The organism is Allosphingosinicella sp. (assembly GCF_046295735.1).
In the GTDB taxonomy this organism is placed as follows: Bacteria; Pseudomonadota; Alphaproteobacteria; order Sphingomonadales; family Sphingomonadaceae; genus Allosphingosinicella.
Genome location: NZ_JBKBMQ010000008.1, coordinates 72,181 through 90,566 on the forward strand (window position 1 = coordinate 72,181; position 18,386 = coordinate 90,566).

The following is an 18,386-nucleotide window of genomic DNA, read 5'->3' on the forward strand; positions in this document are numbered from 1 at the left end:
ACAGGTGGACTTGTTCATGAGCCCTCGTTTCGTCCTTTTCGCAGGCGCCGCCGCCCTCGCCGCGGCCGCTCCGGCCGCCGCCCAGGCGCCGATCGGCCCCGATGCCGCGGCGTGCCGCGGCGGCGGTCCCGCCATCCTCGTCAACGTCCGCGGCTTCAAGAACGCGACCGGAACGGTGCGCGTGCAGCTGCACGGCGACAATGCCGCCACCTGGCTGGAACGCGGCAAATATATGAAGCGGATCGAGCTGCCGGTGCCGGCGAACGGCGTCATGCCGGTCTGCGTGCGGGTGCCGGGGCCGGGCCGCTACGCGATCGCGGTGCGGCACGACATGGACGGCGACGGCAAGATGACCGCCAATGACGGCGGCGGCTTCTCCCGCAACCCGCGCCTGTCGGTCAGCAGCCTGCGCCCGCGCTACCAGGACGTGTCCTTCCAGGTCGGCGAGGGCGTCCAGTCCATCGACGTGGTGATGAACTATCGCTACGGGCTGACCATCCGCCCCGTCCGCTGAGGTTGCCCATGCCCGCCGCCGCCGATCTTCAGGATTACGGAAATGTCGGCGGCAACAGCTACGACAAATACGGCAGCCGCAACCCGATCGCGCGGCTGCTGATGAACGGCTTCCTCGACGCGTTCGACGCCTCGGTCGCGCGGGCAGCGCCCGGCCATGTGTTCGAGATCGGGTGCGGCGAGGGCCATCTCTCGCTGCGGCTGCTGGGGCGGGGGATCGACGCGAGCGGCATGGACGTGGAAGCGGAGGTGGTGGCCGAAGCCAATGCGGCGAGCCGCGCGGCCGGCCATGGCGAGCGCTTCGCCGTGCGCAGCGTCTACGATCTCGCGCCGGGCGAGATCGCGGCCGACCTCATCCTGTGCTGCGAAGTGCTGGAGCATCTGCCCGATCCCGATCGGGCGCTGCAGGCGATCGCGGCGCAGGACGCCGGCTGGTTCCTCTTCAGCGTGCCGCGCGAGCCGCTCTGGCGCGCGCTGAACATGGCCCGCGGCAAATATCTGCGCCGGCTCGGCAACACGCCCGGCCACATCCAGCATTGGAGCCGCCGGGGCTTTCGCGAGATGATCGGCCGGCGGTTCGACATCGTCGAGATGCGCAGTCCGCTGCCCTGGTCGATGGCCCTCTGCCGCCGCCGCTAGGTCAGAAGCTTTCCTCGGCGTAGACGCGGGTGACATCGCCGCCCCATTCGCCGCGATAGCGCTCCAGCAAACGGTCGGCCGGGCTCTTGCCGCTGGCGAGGATGTCGCGCAGCGGATCGAGGAAGCCCGATTCGTTGTCGCCCGCCGCGTTGAAGCGGGCGCGGGCGTTGAGCCCCGCCTCGGCGATCGCCAGGATGCGGCGGCCGAACGCCTGCAGCGTGTCGCCTTCGGGCGTCACCGCCTTGAGGCCGAGCTTCGGTACCTCGTCCCGCAGCCGCTGCCGCTCGTCCAGCGACCAATGCTTGACTGCATCCCAGGCCGCGTCGAGCGCCGCGCCGTCGTAGAGCAGGCCGACCCAGAAGGCCGGCAGCGCGCAGATGCGGTTCCACGGCCCGCCGTCCGCGCCACGCATCTCGAGAAAGCTCTTGAGCCGCACCTCGGGGAAGGCGGTGGACAGATGGTCGACGAAGTCGGACACGCGCGGCCGCTCGCCGGGCAGCACTTCGAGCCTGCCCTCCAGGAAGTCGCGGAAGGAGAGGCCGGCCGCGTCGATATAGCGCCCCTCGCGGAACACGAAATACATCGGCACGTCGAGCGCATAATCGAGATAGCGCTCATATCCGAACCCGTCCTCGAACACGAAGGGCAGCATGCCCGTGCGGTGGGGGTCGGTGTCGGACCAGATGTGGCTGCGATAGGAGAGGAAGCCGTTCGGCCGTCCCTCGGTGAAGGGCGAATTGGCGAACAGGGCGGTGGCGAGCGGCTGCAGGGCGAGGCCCACCCGGAACTTCTTCGCCATGTCCGCTTCGGACGCGTAATCGAGATTGACCTGGATGGTGCAGGTCCGCAGCATCATGTCGAGGCCCAGCGTGCCGACCCGCGGCATGTGGCGGAGCATGATGGCGTAGCGGCCCTTGGGCATCACCGGCAGGTCGGACCGGCTCTTGTCCGGCCACATGCCGAGGCCGAGGAAGCCGACGCCCAGCCGCTCGCCCACCTGCTTCACTTGCTGGAGGTGACGGCCGGCCTCGGCGCAGGTCTGGTGGAGATGCTCGAGCGGCGCGCCCGAAAGTTCGAGCTGCCCGGCCGGCTCCAGGCTGACGGTGCCGTCCTGGCCGGCCAGCGCGATGACCTTGCCCTGCTCCTCGATCGGCCGCCAGCCGAACTGTGCCATCTCCAGCAGCAGGTCGCGGATCCCGCCGGGCTCGTCATAGGAGGGCGCCCGGTGATCGTCGCGCCGGTAGACGAACTTCTCATGCTCGGTGCCGATCCGCCAGTCGGATGCGGGCTTCTCGCCCTGGGCGAAGACGGCGAGCATGTCGTCTCGGCCCTCGATCGGCGGATCCGCCTTGCCGGAGTCGGTGCGGGTGGTCATTTCGCGCCCATAGCGGCGGCGCGCGCCGGCTGCCAGCCGGTTTCTCGTTGCTACCTATCCGCGCGGCGCGGCGCCCCAGTCGCCGGCCGTGGCCATCCAGATGGACAGCGCGGCGAGGGCGGCGGTGTCCGCGCGCAGGATGCGGGGGCCGAGCGCCACCGGGCGGGCCTCCGGCACCGCGCGGACGGCGGCGCGCTCCTCCGCCGTGAAGCCGCCCTCCGGTCCGACGAGGAGCGCGGCGGGGCCGGGGGCCACCGCCTCGGCGAGCGGCGTGCCGCCTTGCTCGTCGGCGAAATAGAGGGCGCGGCCCGCCGGCCAGCCGGAGAGGAGGGCGGGAAGCTTCACCGGCTCGGCCAGTTCGGGAAGGGCGGTGCGCTCGCACTGCTCCGCCGCCTCGACGACATGGGCGCGCAGCCGGTCGAGGTTGAGCTTGTCGACGATCGTGCGGCGGGTGAGGACCGGCACCAGCCGGGCCGCGCCGAGCTCGGTCGCCTTTTCGACCAGCCAGTCGATCCGCCCGCGCTTGATCGGCGCGAACAGCAGCCACAGGTCCGGCACCGGCTCGCGCGGGCGCAAGCGGGCGGAGACGGCGAGCGTCACCCGCTTGCGGCCGGCCTCCACGATCTCGGCCCGCCATTCGCCGGTCGCATTGTCGAACAGCTTGACGGCCGCCCCTTCGGTCAGCCGCAGCACCGCGCACAGATAATTGGCGGGCGGGCCGTCCAGCACCAGCCTCGCCCCCTCGGACAGAGGCTCGGGCACGTAGAGGCGGGGGAGGCTTTCGGGCGGCCAGGCGGGTGTGGCGGGCATCGGCCAGGGACTAGCCGCACCGGCACCCGGCTGTCGAGCGACGGCTCAGGGATCGATGCGCAGCGCGAGCGTGAAGAGGAGGTGGCCGAGCAGATAGAGGCCGAGCGCGAGCGGCAGATCGGTGAGGAGATCGAGCGCGAACTGGGTCAGGTTGAAATAAGCCAGGGGCTTTTCGACGCCGACGAACAAGAGCCCGTCCTCAATCGACCAGCCCGGCCAGTGGCCGGTGACGAACCACTCCACCGCCTCGATCGCAAGGATGATCGGCGCGACGCCGGCGAAGGCCGCGCCGAAGGACAGCATGACGTCAGCGGTTCTGTTCGTTTCGAGCGCGTGCACGGCCTGGCCTCTTCCGAAAAAGAGGTTAGCCGATCCGGGCCGCCGATCAACAATTTCCGGCATGGCCCTTCCCGACGATGCGCCGGAAAGGGCCGGCCCGGTTCAGTAGCGCGTGCCGACGCTCCGACGGCCGCCGCTGAAACGCCGGAACAGATAGCCGATGCCGACCGCGAAGAGCAGTTTCTTCAACATGTTGATCTCCATTTTGACGAACCCTTAGCGCGGCAGCGGCGCGCTGGTTCCCCTCATGGTTGCGGGTTGCGCCGAAAACAGGCGGAGCGCCTAATCCGGGCGACAGTGGGAGATCGAGCGATGATCAAGGCCTTGTTGTCCGTCACCCTCCTGGCCTCCGGCGCGACTGCCGCGCAGGCGGTCCGTACCGGATCCCTCGACGCGGCCGCGGAACAGGAGGCGGGGGCGGTCTATGCCGCCGCGCGCTGCATCGTGCGCAGCGATCGCGCCGCCGCCGCCCGGATGCTGAACGCGCTGCCGATCGGCGGCGACGCGGCCGATCCGGCGGTGCTGCGCATCGCGGCGCAAACCGGCTGCGCCAGCCCCGCTCTCCTCGCCGAACGCACGATGCTGATCCGCGGCGGCCTGGCCCAGGCGCTGTTCGCGGCCGATTTCGTCCAGTTCGGCCTCGAGCCGCGCAACCGCAACGCCCTGGTCGATCTGGGGCTTCCGGTCGAGTCCGATCCGCCGGGCGACGCCAACAGCCAGCTCTACCGCTGGTCGGACTGCGTGGTGCGCAACGACAGCGTCAATGTCGAGCGGCTGATGCGCTCCCCCGCCGGCTCGCGCCAGGAGCGGCAGGTGATCGAGGCGATGCGGCCCTATCTCACCGCTTGCGCCGATCCGGACGCGCGGCTGGTCGTCGCCCGGTCCGAGCTGCGCAGCCTGTTCGCGCAGAGTGCCTACAACGCCATGTATCGCTACTGGACCGGCGGGCTGCGCCACGCCGCCAATCATGACGGTTCGACCTATGCGGCGGCGGGCGACGCCAATGCGGCGGACATGGTGACCTGCCGCGTCTACCACACGCCGATGTCGCGGGTGCGTTCGCGCGCCACCCAGGTCAAATTCTGCATGACCAAGGCCAATTGGCACACCGCCGAATGGCGGGCGTCCGAATGGCTGCGGGACGCGACCTCCAACCGAATGTGACGCCGCTCAGCGGCCGGCCGCGAAGCGGCGGAAGAAGCTGTCCTCGTTCCAGCGCGGCCGTTCGGGGGCGTCGGCGACCCGCAGCGCGAGGCCCCCGATGAAGTCGTGGAGGCGGACCGCATCCTCGGCATGGACCGGCGTGGACGCGACGTCGTCGCTCGGCCGGTGATAATGGGTGGCGCGCCAGGCGCGCTCCAGCTCCGCCTCCGGCGTTCCGGCCGCGAAGCCGAACTTGAAGGCGAGCGCCGGCACGCCCTGTTCGATGAAGGCATATTGGTCGGAACGGATGAAGCTGTTCCTGTCGGGGAAGGGATCGGGCGCCAGCGGCAGGCCCATCGTCCCGCCCACCGCCGCCGCGTCGCGGCCGAGGCTGCTCTGCTCCGCGCCCAGCGCGATGACGCTGGTCAGAGGAAAGATCGGCAGGCCCATGTCGTAATTGAGATTGGCGACCAGCCCCGCGCGCGGCACCGTCGGCCGCCGCGAGAAATAGCGGGCGCCGAGCAACCCCGATTCCTCCGCCGTGACGATGAGGAAGAGGATCGAGCGGCGCGGGCGCAGGCCCTCCCGCCGCATGCGCTCGGCGATGCCGATCAGGGCGGCGACGCCGTCGGCATTGTCGAGCGCGCCGTTGTGGATCGCATCGCCGTTCACTGGCTCGCCGACGCCGAGGCCGTCGAGATGCGCGGTCAGGACGACATGCTCCTGCGCCAGCCGCCGGTCGGAACCGGGCAGGCGGGCGACGATGTTGGGCGAGGTGAGCCGCCGCCGCTCGGCCGCCACTTCGGCGCGCAATTGCTGGTTGAGCGCGAAGGAGGGCACCGGCGCCGAGGCGTCGGCGAGGGCCGCCACCTCCGCGAAGGCGCGGCCGGAGCGGGCGAACAGCTTTTCCCCTTCGGCCGGGTTGAAGGAGGCGGTGAAGAAGCCGTCCGGCACGTCGCGCAGCGCCCGGTCGCCGAAATAGAGAGCCGGCTGCGACGCCCGCGCCATCGCGCTTTCCCAGGGCGATTCCTGCGCGGACGGCGTGCTGATGGTGATGAGGCCGGCCGCGCCCCGCTGCGCCAGCAGGCGCGCCCGATCGGCGCGGGCGTGCGACTTGAGCGCCCCGGAAATCTCCGTCGGGCCGCCGCTCACCGCCACCGCGATCTTGCCCGTCAGGTCGATGCCGGCGAAGTCGTCGTGGCCGGCTTCGGGAATGTGGAGGCCGTAGCCGACGAACACCAACGGCGCCTCGGTGCGCGCCGCGCGCGGGCCGGTGCGGGCGGCGACGATCATGTCGGCGGGAAGGCGCAGCGGCGTCGCCCCGCCGTCCGCGACCAGAGCGGCGGAGGAGCGCGCATTGTCGATCACCTGCTCCTCGAGCTCCACCTGCTGGAGGAAGCCGTCGCTGCCGGCGGGTTCGAGGCCGATGCGGCGGAACTGCTCGACCACGTAAGCCGCGGCGCGGTCGTAGCCCGGGGTCCCGGCGCGTCGGCCTTCCATGTCGTCGGCGGCGAGGATCTCGACATGGCGCCACCAGGCGGCGGCGCGTTCCTGGATCGGAAGCGGCGGCTGCGGCGCCGGTCCGGCGGCGCAGGCGGAAAGGATCAGCGAGAGCGAGAGGAGGAGGATGCGCATGGCCCCGCTTTAGGCGATGAGGTCGGGAATGACAGCGCAAATTCCGCTCGCTAGAGAGCGGCCATGGACCTCACCCATCTCGGCCAGGCGAGCCCGCTGCCGGCCTCTCCCGAAGAGGCGAAGCTCGATTATCCGGCCAATCCGCGGCCGGGCAGCCTCTATCTCGTCCGCTTCACCGCGCCCGAATTCACCTCGCTCTGTCCGGTCACCGGGCAGCCGGATTTCGCCCATATCGTGATCGACTATGCCCCCGGCGAGTCGATCGTGGAATCGAAGTCGCTGAAGCTGTTCCTGGGCGCGTTCCGCAACCATTGCGGCTTTCATGAGGACGTGACGGTGGGCATCGGCCAGCGGCTTGCCGGCGAGATGAAGCCCGTCTGGCTGCGCATCGGCGGCTATTGGTATCCGCGCGGCGGCATGCCGATCGACGTCTTCTGGCAGACCGGCGCCCCGCCCGAGGGGCTGTGGGTGCCGGACCAGGGCGTCGCGCCCTATCGCGGCCGGGGCTGAGCGATGGCGGACCAGCCCAGCATCGCCGTGCTCGGCGCCGGATCGATCGGCTGCTGGATCGGCGGCGCCTGGTCGGCGGCGGGTCTTCCGGTCACCCTGATCGGACGGGAACGGATCGGGGCCGAGATCGCGGAGCACGGCCTCACCGTCACCGATTACAAAGGCGGCCGCATCGCGCTCGGTCCGGACGAGGTGCGCTTCACCGCCAGGCCGCAGGCGCTGAAGGATGCCGACGTGATCGCGCTGTGCGTCAAGAGCATCGACACGGAGAGCGCCGCCCGGGAGATCGCCCGCCACGGCCGCAAGGGCGCCACCGTGATCAGTTTCCAGAACGGGGTCTCCAACGCCGATACGCTGCGCAAGGCGCTGCCGCGCTTCCAGGTGGCGCAGGGCATGGTGCCGTTCAACGTCGCCCATCTCGGCCGCGGCCGCTGGCACAAGGGCGTGCAGGGCGACCTCGTCGCCGAAGGCACGCCGGTCACCGAGCGGATATCGGAGCTGACCGCGGGTACGCCGGCCCATCTCCTCCTCGCCCGCGACATGAAGCCGATCGCCTGGGGCAAGTTGTTGTTCAACCTCAACAATGCGATCAACGCCTTGTCGGGCAAGACCTTGCTCGAAGAGCTGTCGGTGCGCGACTATCGCCGCGTGCTCGCCGCCTCGATGATCGAGACGCTGGAGGTGCTGAAGGCCGCCGGGATCGCACCGGCCAAGCTCGGCCCGATCGCGCCCGCCTTGCTGCCGCATGCGATCGGCGCGCCCGATTTCGTGTTCCGCAACCTGCTGCTGCGGGTCATGAAGATCGACGCCAAGGCCCGCTCATCGATGGCCGACGATTTCGCCGCGGGCCGGCGCACGGAGATCGACCATCTGAACGGCGAAGTCGTTCGCCTCGCCGGCGCGATCGGCCGCAAGGCGCCGGTCAACCAGGCGATCGTCGATCTCGTCAAGCAATATGAAGAAGGGGTGGAGCGGATCTGGAGCGCCGACGAATTGCGCCGGTACGTGCTGGAAGGGCACCGGACCGTGCGCGGCTTCGGCTATTAGGGCTCGCAATCCGAAGCTATTGACATTATTGTCAGCCGATGAGCCCCGCCGTTCACAGCCACAAGATCGGCATCGAGCCCGCCGACATCGACTTCATGGGTCATGTCAACAACGCCATCTACCTGAAATGGGTGCAGGAGGCGGTGGTCGCCCACTGGCGCAAGCTCGCGCCGGCCGAGGCGGTGGCCCGCCACCTGTGGGTGGCGCTGAAGCATGAGATCACCTATCGGCGCCCCGCCTTCCTCGACGACGAGGTCGTCGCCTCGGTGGTGGTGGAAAAGGTCCACGGCGCCCGCGCCTTCTACCAGACGCTGATCAAGCGCGGCGAGGAGGTGCTCGCCGAGGTCCGCTCCAGCTGGTGCTGCCTCGACGCCGAAACCCTGAAGCCCGCCCGCATCGCCCAGGACATCGCCGCCCGCTTCCTCCCGAAGGGCTGAGGTCCGTCAGCGGCCGCGGAAGAGGCCGCCGAGGACGCCGCGGATGATCTGGCCGGCGATGCGGTTGGCGACCTGGCGCTGGACCGAGCGGCCGACCTGGCCGAGCATCTCTTCGTGCAGCGGCCGGTTGCGGCGGCGCTCGCGTTCGATCCGCGCGGCTTCCTTTTCCTCGGCGGCGCGGCGCTTGGCGAGGTCCGCTTCGGCCTTCAGCGCCGCGGCTTCGGCCGCAGCCGCCTCCGCGCGGTCGCGGAGCCGCTCATGCGCGCTCTCCCGGTCGACGGGCGTGTCATATTTGTCCGCATGCGGGGAGACGGACTGGATGATCGCGCGCTCCTTGGCGCTGAGCGGCCCGAGCCGCGAGCGCGGCGGCTTGATCGATGTCCGCGCGACGGGGGAGGGGGCGCCGTCCGCCTGCAGCAGCGACACCAGCGCCTCGCCGGTGCGCAGCTCGGTGATCGCCGCCGCGACGTCGAGGCCCGGGCGCGGCCGGAACGTCTCGGCCGCGGCGCGCACCGCCTTCTGGTCCTTGGGCGTGAAGGCGCGCAGCGCGTGCTGGACGCGGTTGCCGAGCTGCGCCGCCACGCCTTCCGGTATGTCGAGCGGGTTCTGGGTCACGAAATAGACGCCGACCCCTTTGGATCGGATCAGGCGCACGACCTGCTCCACCTTCTCCACCAGCGCGGGCGGCGCGTCATCGAACAGGAGATGGGCCTCGTCGAAAAAGAAGACGAGCCGGGGCCGGTCCGGATCGCCGACTTCGGGAAGCTCCTCGAACAGTTCGGACAGGAGCCAGAGGAGGAAGGTCGCGTAGAGCTTGGGACTTGCCATCAGCTTGTCGGCGGCGAGCACGTTCACCTGGCCGCGGCCCTGTTCGTCCGTGCCCATGAAATCCTCGATGCGCAGCGCCGGCTCGCCGAAGAAGCGGGCGCCGCCCTGCGCCTCGAGCTGCAGGAGCTGGCGCTGGATCGCGCCGACGCTGGGCTTGGTGACATTGCCGTAGCGGGCGGAGAGGGCGGCGGCATTGTCCGCGCAGAACGTCAGCATCGACTGGAGGTCGTCGAGGTTGAGCAGCAGCAGGCCTTCCTCGTCGGCGGCGCGGAAAGCGATGTTGAGAACGCCCTCCTGCGTCTCGTTGAGCCCCATCAACCGGGCGAGGAGCAAGGGTCCCATTTCGGATATGGTGGTCCGGATCGGATGCCCCTGCTCGCCGAACAGATCCCAGAAGACGACCGGATTGTCGGCATAGGCGAAATCATGGATGCCGAGTTCCGCCGCACGCGCGGTGAGCACCGCATGGGCGGGATGGGTCGGCGCGCCCGGCATGGCCATGCCGGCAAGATCGCCTTTGACGTCGGCGACGAACACCGGGACTCCGGCCGCGGAGAAGCTCTCGGCGAGGCCTTGCAGCGTCACCGTCTTGCCGGTGCCGGTCGCACCCGCGATCAGGCCGTGGCGGTTGCCTCGGGCGAGGATCAGACGCTGCTGCTCGCCCGACGGGTCGGCGCCGATGAAGATGCTGGCCTGATCGTCCATGTGGGTCCTCCGACAAAGAAAAGCCCCCACCGGCGCGGGCCGATGGGGGCGATTTGGCTGGGCGTCGGGCCGGGCCTCAGCGCCGGATCAGCTCGACGCCGATATAGATGGGCGCGTTGTTGCCGCGGCGGACGAGCAGCAGGACCGTGTTGCGGCCGGCATCGCGCGCCGCCTGGACCGCCGCCGCCGCTTCCTCGGGCGAGGGCGTCGCGCGCTGGTTGATCGACAGGATGATGTCGCCGGTGCGCAGGCCCTTGGCCGCCGCGTCGCTGTTCGGATCGACCCCGGCCACCACCACGCCGCGGATGTTCGGCTCGGTGATCCGCAGGGTGCGGGCGATCTCCGGCGTCAGCGCCTGGACGGTGAGGCCCAAGCTCTCGCGCGCGGAGCGCTGGCTGGTGGTCTGCTGGTCGCGGGGCGCCTCGACCAGCTCCTGTTCCTCCTCCGCATTGTTGATGCGGGCGAGCTCCTCTTCGGTCGGCCGCTCGGCGATGGCCACGGTGACGGTCTGCCGCCGCCCGTTGCGGACGAGTTCGATCGGCACGCGCGACCCGATCCGCTGCTGCGAGACGATATAGGCGAGCGTCTCGTCCGGCGTGACCGGCCGGCCGGCGACGGTGATCACCACGTCGCCCTGCTGGATGCCGGCGCGGGCGGCCGGGCCGCCGGCGGTGACGGTGCGGATGAGCTCGCCCCGGTTGCGTTCGATGCCGAGCGCGGCGGCGAGGCTTTCGTCGATCTGCTGGAGGCCGACGCCGATATAGCCGCGCTGGACGCGCTGGCCGCGCTGCAGCGCCTCGATCACCGGCCGCGCCTGTTCGGCCGGGATGGCGAAGCCGATGCCGACATTGCCGCCGGTCGGGGAAATGAGCGCGGTGTTGATGCCGATCACATTGCCCTGAAGATCGAACATCGGGCCGCCCGAATTGCCGGAATTGATCGAGGCGTCGGTCTGGATGTAGCGGTCATAGGCGCCGGCGCCGATATTGCGGTGAAGCGCCGAGACGATCCCTGCCGTCACCGTGCCGCCGAGGCCGAACGGATTGCCGATCGCCAGCACCCATTCGCCCACCCGGGTCTGGGTCGAATCGCCGAAGCGCACGAACGGCAGATTGCCCTGCGGCTCGATCTTGAGGAGGGCGAGGTCCGACTGGGTGTCGCGGCCGATCAGGCGCGCCTGATATTCGGTGCGGTCGGCGAGCGTCACGGTGATCGATTCGACGATCGCGTTGTTGCGCGCGGGCGCGACCACATGGTTGTTGGTGACGATATAGCCGTCGGCCGAGATGATGAAGCCGGAGCCGAGCGAGCCGCCGCGCTGGGTGACGGTGCCGTCGCCTTCGCCCTGCGGCACCTCGCCGCCGAAGCGGCGGAAGAATTCCTCGAAGCCGGGCGGCAGCTGGCGCTGGCGGCTGATCTGGATCGACTGGCGGGTGGAGATGTTCACCACCGCCGGCTGCAGCCGGGCGGCGAGATCGGCGAAGCTCATCGGCGCGCCGCGCGGCGCCGCCGCCTGGATCTGGGCGGGTTCGTTCTGCGCGGTCTGCGCGCCGACGGGCTGGAGGGTCAGGGTGGCGGCGCTGCCGCCGAGGAGGAGGGCGGCGGTGATGCCATAGACGTAACGCACTTGGGTGTCTCTCCTTGATGTTCCGTTCCCGGACCAGCGGCTCCGATGGAGCCGTCAGGCCGGAGAAGCTAGGCGGCGCGGCTGAACGGCGATTGAATGCCGCCCGCGCCGCGCGCCCTCACGTCCCCCGTCAGCGGCGCCCCCGGAACTGGCGCAGATATTCGTTGTCCGGCGACAGGATGATGCTGGGGCGTCCGCCCTGGCCCTCCTGGTTGTTGTTGACGAAGCTCGCCTCGTAGGACTGCATCGCGCGGTAGAATTCGTAGAATTCCGGGTCCTTGCCGAACGCTTCGGCATAAGTGGCGGCGGCTTCGGCATCGGCTTCGGCGCGGATGATCTGCGCCTGCTTCAGGCCCTGGGCGCGGATCGAGCGCGCTTCCTGCTGACGCGCCGTCTGCATCCGCTGATAGGCGGATTCGAGCGGCGTGCCTTCGGGAAGGTCGGCGCGCTTGATGCGCACGTCGACGATCTCCGCGCCATATTGGGCGGCGACGCGGTTCAGCGCCTGCTGGATATTGTCCATCATCTGGCCGCGCTCCGGGCTGAGCAAAGCCGCGAAGGGCCGCCGGCCGAGCTCGTTGCGGAGCGCCGAGCCGAGGATCGGGCGGAGCTGGTCGCTGACCCGCTCCTCGGACCCCGCCGAAATGTACATGCGCAGCGGATCGACCACGCGGTAGCGGGCGAACGCGTCGACCTGCAGGCGCAGCTGATCGGTCGACAGCACCTGCTGCCGGTCCATCTCGACCGACAGGATGCGCTTGTCGATCCAGACGATCTGCTCGAAGAAGGGGATGCGCGCGGTGATCCCGGCGCCCGCGCGGCCGAACTCGGTGTCCGGCTGGTAGCGGTTGATGATGCGCTGCGGCTCGCCGAAGCGGACGATCACCGCCTGCTTCGTCTCCGGCACGATCGACAGGGTGCTCCCGATCAGGATCAGAAGCAGGATCGCGATGCCCGCGAGCGCGATCGGATTTTTGACGACCCGGCTCATCATTGCGGCTGGCCTCCCTGCTGCGGCTGAGGCTGCGCCTGCGTCTGGGCCTGGCGGCGCTGGATTTCGGGCAAGGCGAGGTACGGCGTCACGCCGGGCGCCTCGACGATCGTGGTATCGACCCGGGCCAGAACTCTCTCCATCGTTTCATAATACATGCGGCGGCGGGTGACTTCGGGCGCCAGCCGATATTCGGAATAGACCTTGTCGAACGCCGCCGCTTCGCCCTGCGCCTTGGCGGTGAGCTGGAGCGCGTAGGCGCGGGCGTCGTTCATGTAGGATTGCGCCTGCTGCTGCGCGGCCGACACTTCGAGGAAGGCGTCGTTGACGGCGGCCGGCGGAACCGACTGCTTGATCGCGACGCCCTGGACCCGCACGCCGGCGCGATAATCGTCGAGCAGCTGCTGCATCGTCTGTTCGACGCGCTGTTCGATTTCCGACCGGCCGGCGCCGATCGCGTCGTCGAGCGACACGCGGGCGACCACCGCGCGCATCGCGCTTTCGGCGACTTCGCTGATCGTTTCTTCCGGATTGGCGATCTGGAACAGGAAAAGCTCCGGCGTCGCGATGTTCCAGCGCACGGAATAGGCCAGATCGATCACGTTCTGGTCGCCGGTCAGGATCAGATTTTCGCGCTGCGCCTCGGTCGATCCGATGTCGATGGTGCGGATTTCCTCCACGTCGATCTTCTGCACGCGGCCGACCGGCGCCGGCCAAGAAAAGCCGATGCCGGGACCGAGCGTCGCGGTATAGTTGCCGAAGGTGGTGACGACGCCGCGCTCCTGCGGGCCGATCCGGTGCACGCTGGTGATCACCAGCCACAGAAGGACGAAGGCGATGAGGCCGTAGAGCCAGTAGGGGCGCCCGTCCTGCAGGTTGAACCCGCCGCCGCCGCCGCCGCTGCCGAAGCGCTGGCGGCTCTTCTTCAGGAAGTCGTCGAGCGAAGTGACGTTGCCGCTGCCGCCCGCCGGGCGCTTGCGCGGGGGCTGTCCCCAAGGATTGCGCGGGCCGCCGCCGTTGCCGCCGCCGCCTCCCGATCCGCCGCCACCGCCGCCCCAGGGGCCGCGATTCTCATTCATGACGGCGCCATCACTGCGGCCGCCCCACCCGAAAATTCTGATCATGGAACCTTTATAGGAACCGGCTTCGCGGAAAAACAGTGGCAAGCGGCGCCTCAATCCCTATCTGCCGCGCCATGAGCGACGATCAAGGGGCCCTGGCCGCCGCGCTGGCCGCAATACCGGAAGCCGAAGGACGGATCGCGGCGACGCGCATCGGCGACGGCGTGGCGAGCCTGGTGCTGGACGTGACGGGGCTGGACGGCGCCGCGCGCGCGGCGCTGGAACGCCGGCTGCGGGCGGCGATCGTCGGCGTGCCGGGCGTGCGCGACCTGCGCATCGCGATGACGGCGGAAAAGCCGCGTCGCACGATCATCGCCATCGGCAGCGGGAAGGGCGGGGTCGGCAAGTCCACCGTCTCGGCCAACGTCGCGGTCGCCCTGGCGCGGATGGGACGGAAGGTGGGGCTGGTCGACGCCGACATCTACGGACCCTCGCAGCCGCGCATCATGGGCAATCACGACAAGCCGGAACTCGGCGAGGACAAGAAGATCGTGCCGGTCGAAACGTTCGGCGTCCGCATGCTGTCGATCGGCCAGCTGATCGATCCGGGCACCGCCGTCGCCTGGCGCGGCCCGATGACGGGAAGCGCGCTTGGCAACCTGATGGACGGCGACTGGGGCGACACCGAGATGCTGGTCGTCGATCTCCCGCCCGGCACCGGCGACGTGCAGATGACGCTGGTGCAGAAATGGAAGCCGGCGGGCGCGGTGATCGTGTCCACGCCCCAGGACCTGTCGCTGATCGACGCCACCCGCGCCATCGACCTGTTCCGCAAGCTCCACGTCCCGATCCTGGGCTTCGTCGAAAATATGGCCGGCTATGCCTGCCCGCATTGCGGCGAAGTGTCCGATCCGTTCGGCTCCGGGGGCGCCGAGGCGGCGGCGAAGGTGATGGGCATTCCGTTCCTGGGCCGGGTCCCGCTCACCCTCTCGATCCGGCGGGCGTCGGACGAAGGCGTTCCGCCCGCCGCCGGCGAGGGCGCCGACGCCGACGCGTTCCGGTCGATCGCGGTGCGGCTGATCGAGGAAGTGAACCGAAGCGGAAGTTGAGCATTGTCGGGCGCGAAGCCAGCCAAGGAGGAACGACATGCCGCTGACCCGCGACGAGGACATCGCCGAGCTGCTGCGCGAGACGCGCACCATCGCCCTGGTCGGCGCGTCGGACCGGCCGGACCGGCCGAGCTACGGCGTGATGAAATATCTGCAGGATCGCGGCTATCGCGTGATCCCCGTCAATCCCCAGATCACCGGCGAGCATGTCCACGGCGAATTCGTGTTCCGGGAGCTCTCCCAGATCGGCGAGCCGATCGACATGGTCGACATCTTCCGCCGTCCCCAGGCGGCGGGCGAGGCGGTGGACGAGGCGATCGCCGCCGGCGCCAAATCGGTCTGGCTCCAGATCGGCGTCATCAACGAGGAGGCCGCCGCCCGCGCCGAGGCGGCGGGCCTCAAGGTCGTGATGAACAAATGCCCGAAGATCGAGATCCCGCGGCTCGGCGTGCCGCGGGTCTCCTGAGCTTATTCCACCACTTCGATCGGGATCGGCCGGTCGAGCGTGATCTGGTGCATCTCGGTGGGATCGGCCACCATCGCGTCGAACCAGGACTGGCCCTGCCAGGCGCCGCCTTCCCGAAGCAGCAGCGCCGCCAGCTCCAGCACCACGTCGTTGGCGATGCGGATCGATCCGTGGCTCGCCGCCCGGCCGAGCGAATGTTCGGCCTCGGTGCCGTGGATGCTGTAGGGTCGGTTGAAGATCAGCCGCGCGCGGCCCATCGGATTGTCGGCATGGCCGGGCGGGGTATATTCGGCGTCGCGCGACCAGTCGCTGTCGGGCGGCGTCCAGTCCGGATTGATGTCGACCTGGTGGAACGCCCAGCTGCCGAGCGGCGTCGCGTGGCCGGACTTGCCGACCGCGACAGGGTGGGTGCGGATCACTTCATCGCCGCGGCGGACGTAGAGCTTGCGCTCCGACCGATCGACGACGAAGCGAAGCTCTCCGGCATCCTGGGCAAGGACCGGCGTCGCGGGCGCGGCGGCGGCGGCAAGGAAGGCGAGAAACGCATACATCAACGCTTTCACTGATTTCTCCGTAAGTTGCCTGTATTTTCCCGACCAACGCGGCGCGGCCGCAAAGCGTTGCCTCGCCGCCGCAGGAACATCGCCGAACGCCCGCGCATTCGGTCGTCTGGATCATCGGCGCTCTCGCGCCTATTTCTCGCGCACCGGGCGGCGCGGCCGAAACGATGACGGAGAATGAGAGCGGGATGAAGCAACCTCGGTTCGGCAACGGGCGACAGACAAGCGGGCGGTCGAACATCCTCCTCTTGCTGCTGCTGGTGCTGGTGAGCGCGATCGCCGGCGCGGCCCTGTTCAGCCTGTGGCGGGGCGGGGAGCCGGCGGCTCGCGCCGCGCCGATCGCGGTGCGCCCGCCCGATCAGGCGACGCTCGCGCCGCTGGTCGAGCGCGCCGGGCCGGCGGTGGTCAACATCGCGGTGGTGCAGGCCTCGCCCGCCGAGCAGAACCCCCTGCTGCGCGACCCCTGGTACCGCCGCTTCTTCGGCGTGCCGGAAGGCGCGCTCCGGCCCCGCCTGTCGGCCGGATCGGGCGTCATCGTCGATGCGCGCCGCGGGCTGGTCATCACCAACCACCATGTCGTCCAGGAAGCCCGCGCGATCGAAGTGATGCTGACCGACCGCCGCCGCTTCCAGGCGCAGCTGCTGGGGAGCGATCCCGCGACCGACATCGCGGTGCTGCGCATCCCTTCGGACAATCTGTCGGAGCTTCCGCTCGGCGATTCCGACCAGCTCGACGTCGGCGACTATGTGGTGGCGATCGGCAATCCGTTCGGCCTCGGCCAGACGGTGACGGCCGGAATCGTCAGCGCGCTCGGCCGCGGCCTCAGCGCCGAGGGCTACGAGAATTACGTGCAGACCGACGCGCCCATCAACCCCGGCAATTCGGGCGGGCCGCTGATCGGCCTCAACGGCGAGATCGTCGGCATCAACAGCGCCTTGTTCGGCCCCGGCGGCGCCAATGTCGGCATCGGCTTCGCGGTGCCGTCCAACATCGCCCGCTATGTGATGGAACAGGTGCTCCGCCACGGCGAGGTGCGGCGCGGCCGGATCGGCGTCGCTCTGTCGGACATCGTGCCCGGCGAGAACCAGCCGCGCGGCGCGCCGGCCGAAGGCGTGCTGATCGCCGGGATCGAGCAGGGCTCGCCCGCGGCGGCCGCCGGTCTCCAGCCCGGCGACGTGATCGTCGCGGCGGGCGGCCGCGGCACCGCCACCGCTTCCGAGCTGCGCAACGCGATCGGCATGACCGAGGTCGGGCGGCGGTTGCCGCTGCGCTATGTCAGGGGCGGCCGCGAAGCCGAGACCGAGGTCGAAGTCCGCCCCGGCCCCGAAGCCGACCGCCGCCCGGCCCTGCGCCTGGTCCGGTAGTAGCGAATCCCCTGCTGTCCCGCTTAGTCCGCCTTGTTTCGGGAACATCGGTGGCGGATAGCTTTCTCCAAAGGCCGCAGGAGAAGGTGAAATGATCAGATGGCTGGGTGCGGCTTGGATCCTGATCGGCCTGACCGCATGCGCGCCCGGCCTTGCCCGTCTGCAGCAGGATCATCTGTCCGAGGACAGGATCATCGATCTCATGGAGAACCCGGAAAAATGGGACGGAGCGACGGTAAGGATCAAGATATACCCGTACGACAACGGGTTCCGAAAGTCTTACGTGGTTTGCTTCGAACCGCGTGACGAAGCCTATGCGGAGCGCAGTCCCTTCGTCATCTACACTGGATTGGACAGGTTTGCCGGATTGAAAGGCTCGACGCCCGTCGTGGTGACTGCGCGGTACGACTCCGGCTGTTTCTACAGGAGCACGTTGTGCCCTGACACGAGATTTGGCTTGTTCACGGAGGTGATCACTCTGCCGCCGGATTGATGCGTCTACAGCACCGCTTCGGCGCGGTCGCGGAGGCGCTCCGTCGCGGCGCGGTGGATGGCGGGGGTGGAGACGAGGACGCCGAAGGCTTCGCCCGAGGCGGTGTTGAAGGCGAGCGGCTGGCCGAGCGCGCCGCTGACCGTCGCGCCCGCTTCCTCGGCGATCAGCGCGGCCGCCGCGATGTCCCATTCGAAGCCCCATTTGAGCGTCGCGACGAGATCGGCCTCGCCGGCCGCGACCAGGGCGATGCGGAGCGCGATCGAATTGGGCTTGGCGACCGCGGCCAGGTCCGCATCCTCGGGCGGCAGCCGGTCGGTCGGCACGCGCGCGCCGGCAAGTTCGGTTCGCCCGCTCACCCGCAGGCGCGCCCCGTTGCGGAAGGCGCCGCGGCCGCGCTCGGCGGTCCACAGCTCGTCGCGCGCAGGCGCGGCGAGGACGCCGATCACCGGCACCCGCTGCTCCACCAGCGCGACCGACACCGCCCAGCCGGCGCGCCCGCGCAGATAGTCGCGGGTGCCGTCGATCGGATCGACCACCCACAAACGCGGCCGCTCGATCCGGTCGGACTGGTCGAGCGTCTCTTCGGACAGCCAGCCCGCCTCGGGATCGAGCGCCGACAGCCGCTCGCGCAGGAAGGCGTCGATGTCGAGATCAACCTCGCAGACCGGGTGACCGGGCGTCTTTTCCCATTGCCGGAAGCCGCCGCTCTGCCGGGCCGCCGCCATGCGGCCCGC

The 18,386-nt window shown here is 69.7% G+C and carries 20 protein-coding genes; 10 read left to right on the forward strand and 10 right to left on the reverse strand.

Annotation, left to right across the window (positions count from 1 at the left end; all coding sequences use genetic code 11):
* The first annotated feature begins 16 nt into the window (after positions 1-16).
* Positions 17-514, forward strand: a complete 498-nt coding sequence (locus tag ACK4K7_RS09040; protein WP_431865343.1) for a DUF2141 domain-containing protein — start codon at positions 17-19, stop codon at positions 512-514.
* Positions 515-522: 8 nt separating this feature from the next.
* A complete protein-coding gene (locus ACK4K7_RS09045; protein ID WP_431865345.1) occupies positions 523-1,152 on the forward strand; it encodes a class I SAM-dependent methyltransferase in 630 nt (209 codons plus the stop codon).
* Between the two features lies 1 nt (position 1,153).
* On the opposite strand, the gene ACK4K7_RS09050 is transcribed toward ACK4K7_RS09045, so the two are convergent.
* From ACK4K7_RS09050 to ACK4K7_RS09060, 3 genes are read right to left on the reverse strand one after another with little or no spacing between them, the layout of a single operon-like run.
* Complete coding sequence (locus ACK4K7_RS09050; RefSeq protein WP_431865347.1) at positions 1,154-2,527, reverse strand: glutamate--cysteine ligase; 1,374 nt, start codon at positions 2,525-2,527, stop codon at positions 1,154-1,156.
* Between the two features lie 54 nt (positions 2,528-2,581).
* Positions 2,582-3,337, reverse strand: coding sequence for a 16S rRNA (uracil(1498)-N(3))-methyltransferase (locus tag ACK4K7_RS09055; RefSeq protein WP_431865349.1), 756 nt, complete (start codon positions 3,335-3,337; stop codon positions 2,582-2,584).
* A gap of 45 nt (positions 3,338-3,382) precedes the next feature.
* Complete coding sequence (locus ACK4K7_RS09060; protein WP_431865350.1) at positions 3,383-3,676, reverse strand: hypothetical protein; 294 nt, start codon at positions 3,674-3,676, stop codon at positions 3,383-3,385.
* Positions 3,677-3,988: 312 nt separating this feature from the next.
* On the opposite strand from ACK4K7_RS09060, the gene ACK4K7_RS09065 reads away from it, so the two are divergent.
* A complete protein-coding gene (locus tag ACK4K7_RS09065; RefSeq protein WP_431865352.1) occupies positions 3,989-4,840 on the forward strand; it encodes a hypothetical protein in 852 nt (283 codons plus the stop codon).
* 6 nt (positions 4,841-4,846) lie between these two features.
* Here the strand turns inward: ACK4K7_RS09065 and ACK4K7_RS09070 are convergent, their stop codons facing one another.
* On the reverse strand, positions 4,847-6,454 hold the full coding sequence (locus ACK4K7_RS09070) for a M28 family metallopeptidase (protein WP_431865354.1): 1,608 nt from the start codon (positions 6,452-6,454) through the stop codon (positions 4,847-4,849).
* Between the two features lie 63 nt (positions 6,455-6,517).
* On the opposite strand from ACK4K7_RS09070, the gene queF reads away from it, so the two are divergent.
* Genes queF through ACK4K7_RS09085 form a run of 3 tightly spaced genes read left to right on the forward strand, consistent with a single transcriptional unit; the run spans position 6,518 to position 8,448 of the window.
* Entirely contained in the window at positions 6,518-6,964 is a 447-nt protein-coding gene (gene queF, locus ACK4K7_RS09075) for a preQ(1) synthase (RefSeq protein ID WP_431865356.1), read from the forward strand.
* Positions 6,965-6,967: 3 nt separating this feature from the next.
* Positions 6,968-8,011 (forward strand): 2-dehydropantoate 2-reductase, encoded by a 1,044-nt coding sequence (locus ACK4K7_RS09080; protein WP_431865357.1) that lies wholly within the window; start codon positions 6,968-6,970, stop codon positions 8,009-8,011.
* Between the two features lie 38 nt (positions 8,012-8,049).
* Positions 8,050-8,448, forward strand: coding sequence for an acyl-CoA thioesterase (locus ACK4K7_RS09085; protein WP_431865359.1), 399 nt, complete (start codon positions 8,050-8,052; stop codon positions 8,446-8,448).
* Between the two features lie 6 nt (positions 8,449-8,454).
* On the opposite strand, the gene ACK4K7_RS09090 is transcribed toward ACK4K7_RS09085, so the two are convergent.
* The 4 genes from ACK4K7_RS09090 to hflK form a co-directional block, all read right to left on the reverse strand.
* On the reverse strand, positions 8,455-9,981 hold the full coding sequence (locus tag ACK4K7_RS09090; RefSeq protein WP_431865361.1) for a helicase HerA-like domain-containing protein: 1,527 nt from the start codon (positions 9,979-9,981) through the stop codon (positions 8,455-8,457).
* 76 nt (positions 9,982-10,057) lie between these two features.
* Positions 10,058-11,608: a Do family serine endopeptidase gene (locus tag ACK4K7_RS09095; RefSeq protein WP_431865363.1), complete on the reverse strand. Its 1,551-nt coding sequence runs from the start codon at positions 11,606-11,608 to the stop codon at positions 10,058-10,060.
* 130 nt (positions 11,609-11,738) lie between these two features.
* Positions 11,739-12,599 carry a protease modulator HflC gene (gene hflC, locus ACK4K7_RS09100; RefSeq protein ID WP_431865528.1) on the reverse strand — a complete coding sequence of 287 codons (861 nt, stop codon included), beginning with the start codon at positions 12,597-12,599 and terminating at the stop codon, positions 11,739-11,741.
* Positions 12,599-13,723, reverse strand: coding sequence for an FtsH protease activity modulator HflK (hflK, locus tag ACK4K7_RS09105; RefSeq protein ID WP_431865365.1), 1,125 nt, complete (start codon positions 13,721-13,723; stop codon positions 12,599-12,601). The genes hflC and hflK overlap by 1 nt, the downstream gene beginning before the upstream one ends.
* A gap of 278 nt (positions 13,724-14,001) precedes the next feature.
* Between hflK and ACK4K7_RS09110 the strand changes: the two genes are divergently transcribed.
* Together ACK4K7_RS09110 and ACK4K7_RS09115 are read left to right on the forward strand one after the other, a co-directional pair.
* Entirely contained in the window at positions 14,002-14,769 is a 768-nt protein-coding gene (locus ACK4K7_RS09110) for an Mrp/NBP35 family ATP-binding protein (RefSeq protein WP_431865529.1), read from the forward strand.
* Positions 14,770-14,806: 37 nt separating this feature from the next.
* On the forward strand, positions 14,807-15,235 hold the full coding sequence (locus ACK4K7_RS09115; protein WP_431865366.1) for a CoA-binding protein: 429 nt from the start codon (positions 14,807-14,809) through the stop codon (positions 15,233-15,235).
* 2 nt (positions 15,236-15,237) lie between these two features.
* Here ACK4K7_RS09115 and ACK4K7_RS09120 read toward each other — a convergent pair whose 3' ends face one another.
* The gene (locus ACK4K7_RS09120; protein WP_431865368.1) at positions 15,238-15,798 is read right to left on the reverse strand and encodes a L,D-transpeptidase; all 561 of its coding nucleotides are present in this window, start codon (positions 15,796-15,798) and stop codon (positions 15,238-15,240) included.
* Between the two features lie 185 nt (positions 15,799-15,983).
* Between ACK4K7_RS09120 and ACK4K7_RS09125 the strand changes: the two genes are divergently transcribed.
* Together ACK4K7_RS09125 and ACK4K7_RS09130 are read left to right on the forward strand one after the other, a co-directional pair.
* Entirely contained in the window at positions 15,984-17,159 is a 1,176-nt protein-coding gene (locus ACK4K7_RS09125) for a trypsin-like peptidase domain-containing protein (RefSeq protein ID WP_431865369.1), read from the forward strand.
* Between the two features lie 91 nt (positions 17,160-17,250).
* Positions 17,251-17,652, forward strand: a complete 402-nt coding sequence (locus ACK4K7_RS09130) for a hypothetical protein (RefSeq protein WP_431865371.1) — start codon at positions 17,251-17,253, stop codon at positions 17,650-17,652.
* A gap of 5 nt (positions 17,653-17,657) precedes the next feature.
* Here ACK4K7_RS09130 and ACK4K7_RS09135 read toward each other — a convergent pair whose 3' ends face one another.
* The gene (locus ACK4K7_RS09135) at positions 17,658-18,377 is read right to left on the reverse strand and encodes an inositol monophosphatase family protein (RefSeq protein WP_431865531.1); all 720 of its coding nucleotides are present in this window, start codon (positions 18,375-18,377) and stop codon (positions 17,658-17,660) included.
* Between the last annotated feature and the right edge of the window lie 9 nt (positions 18,378-18,386).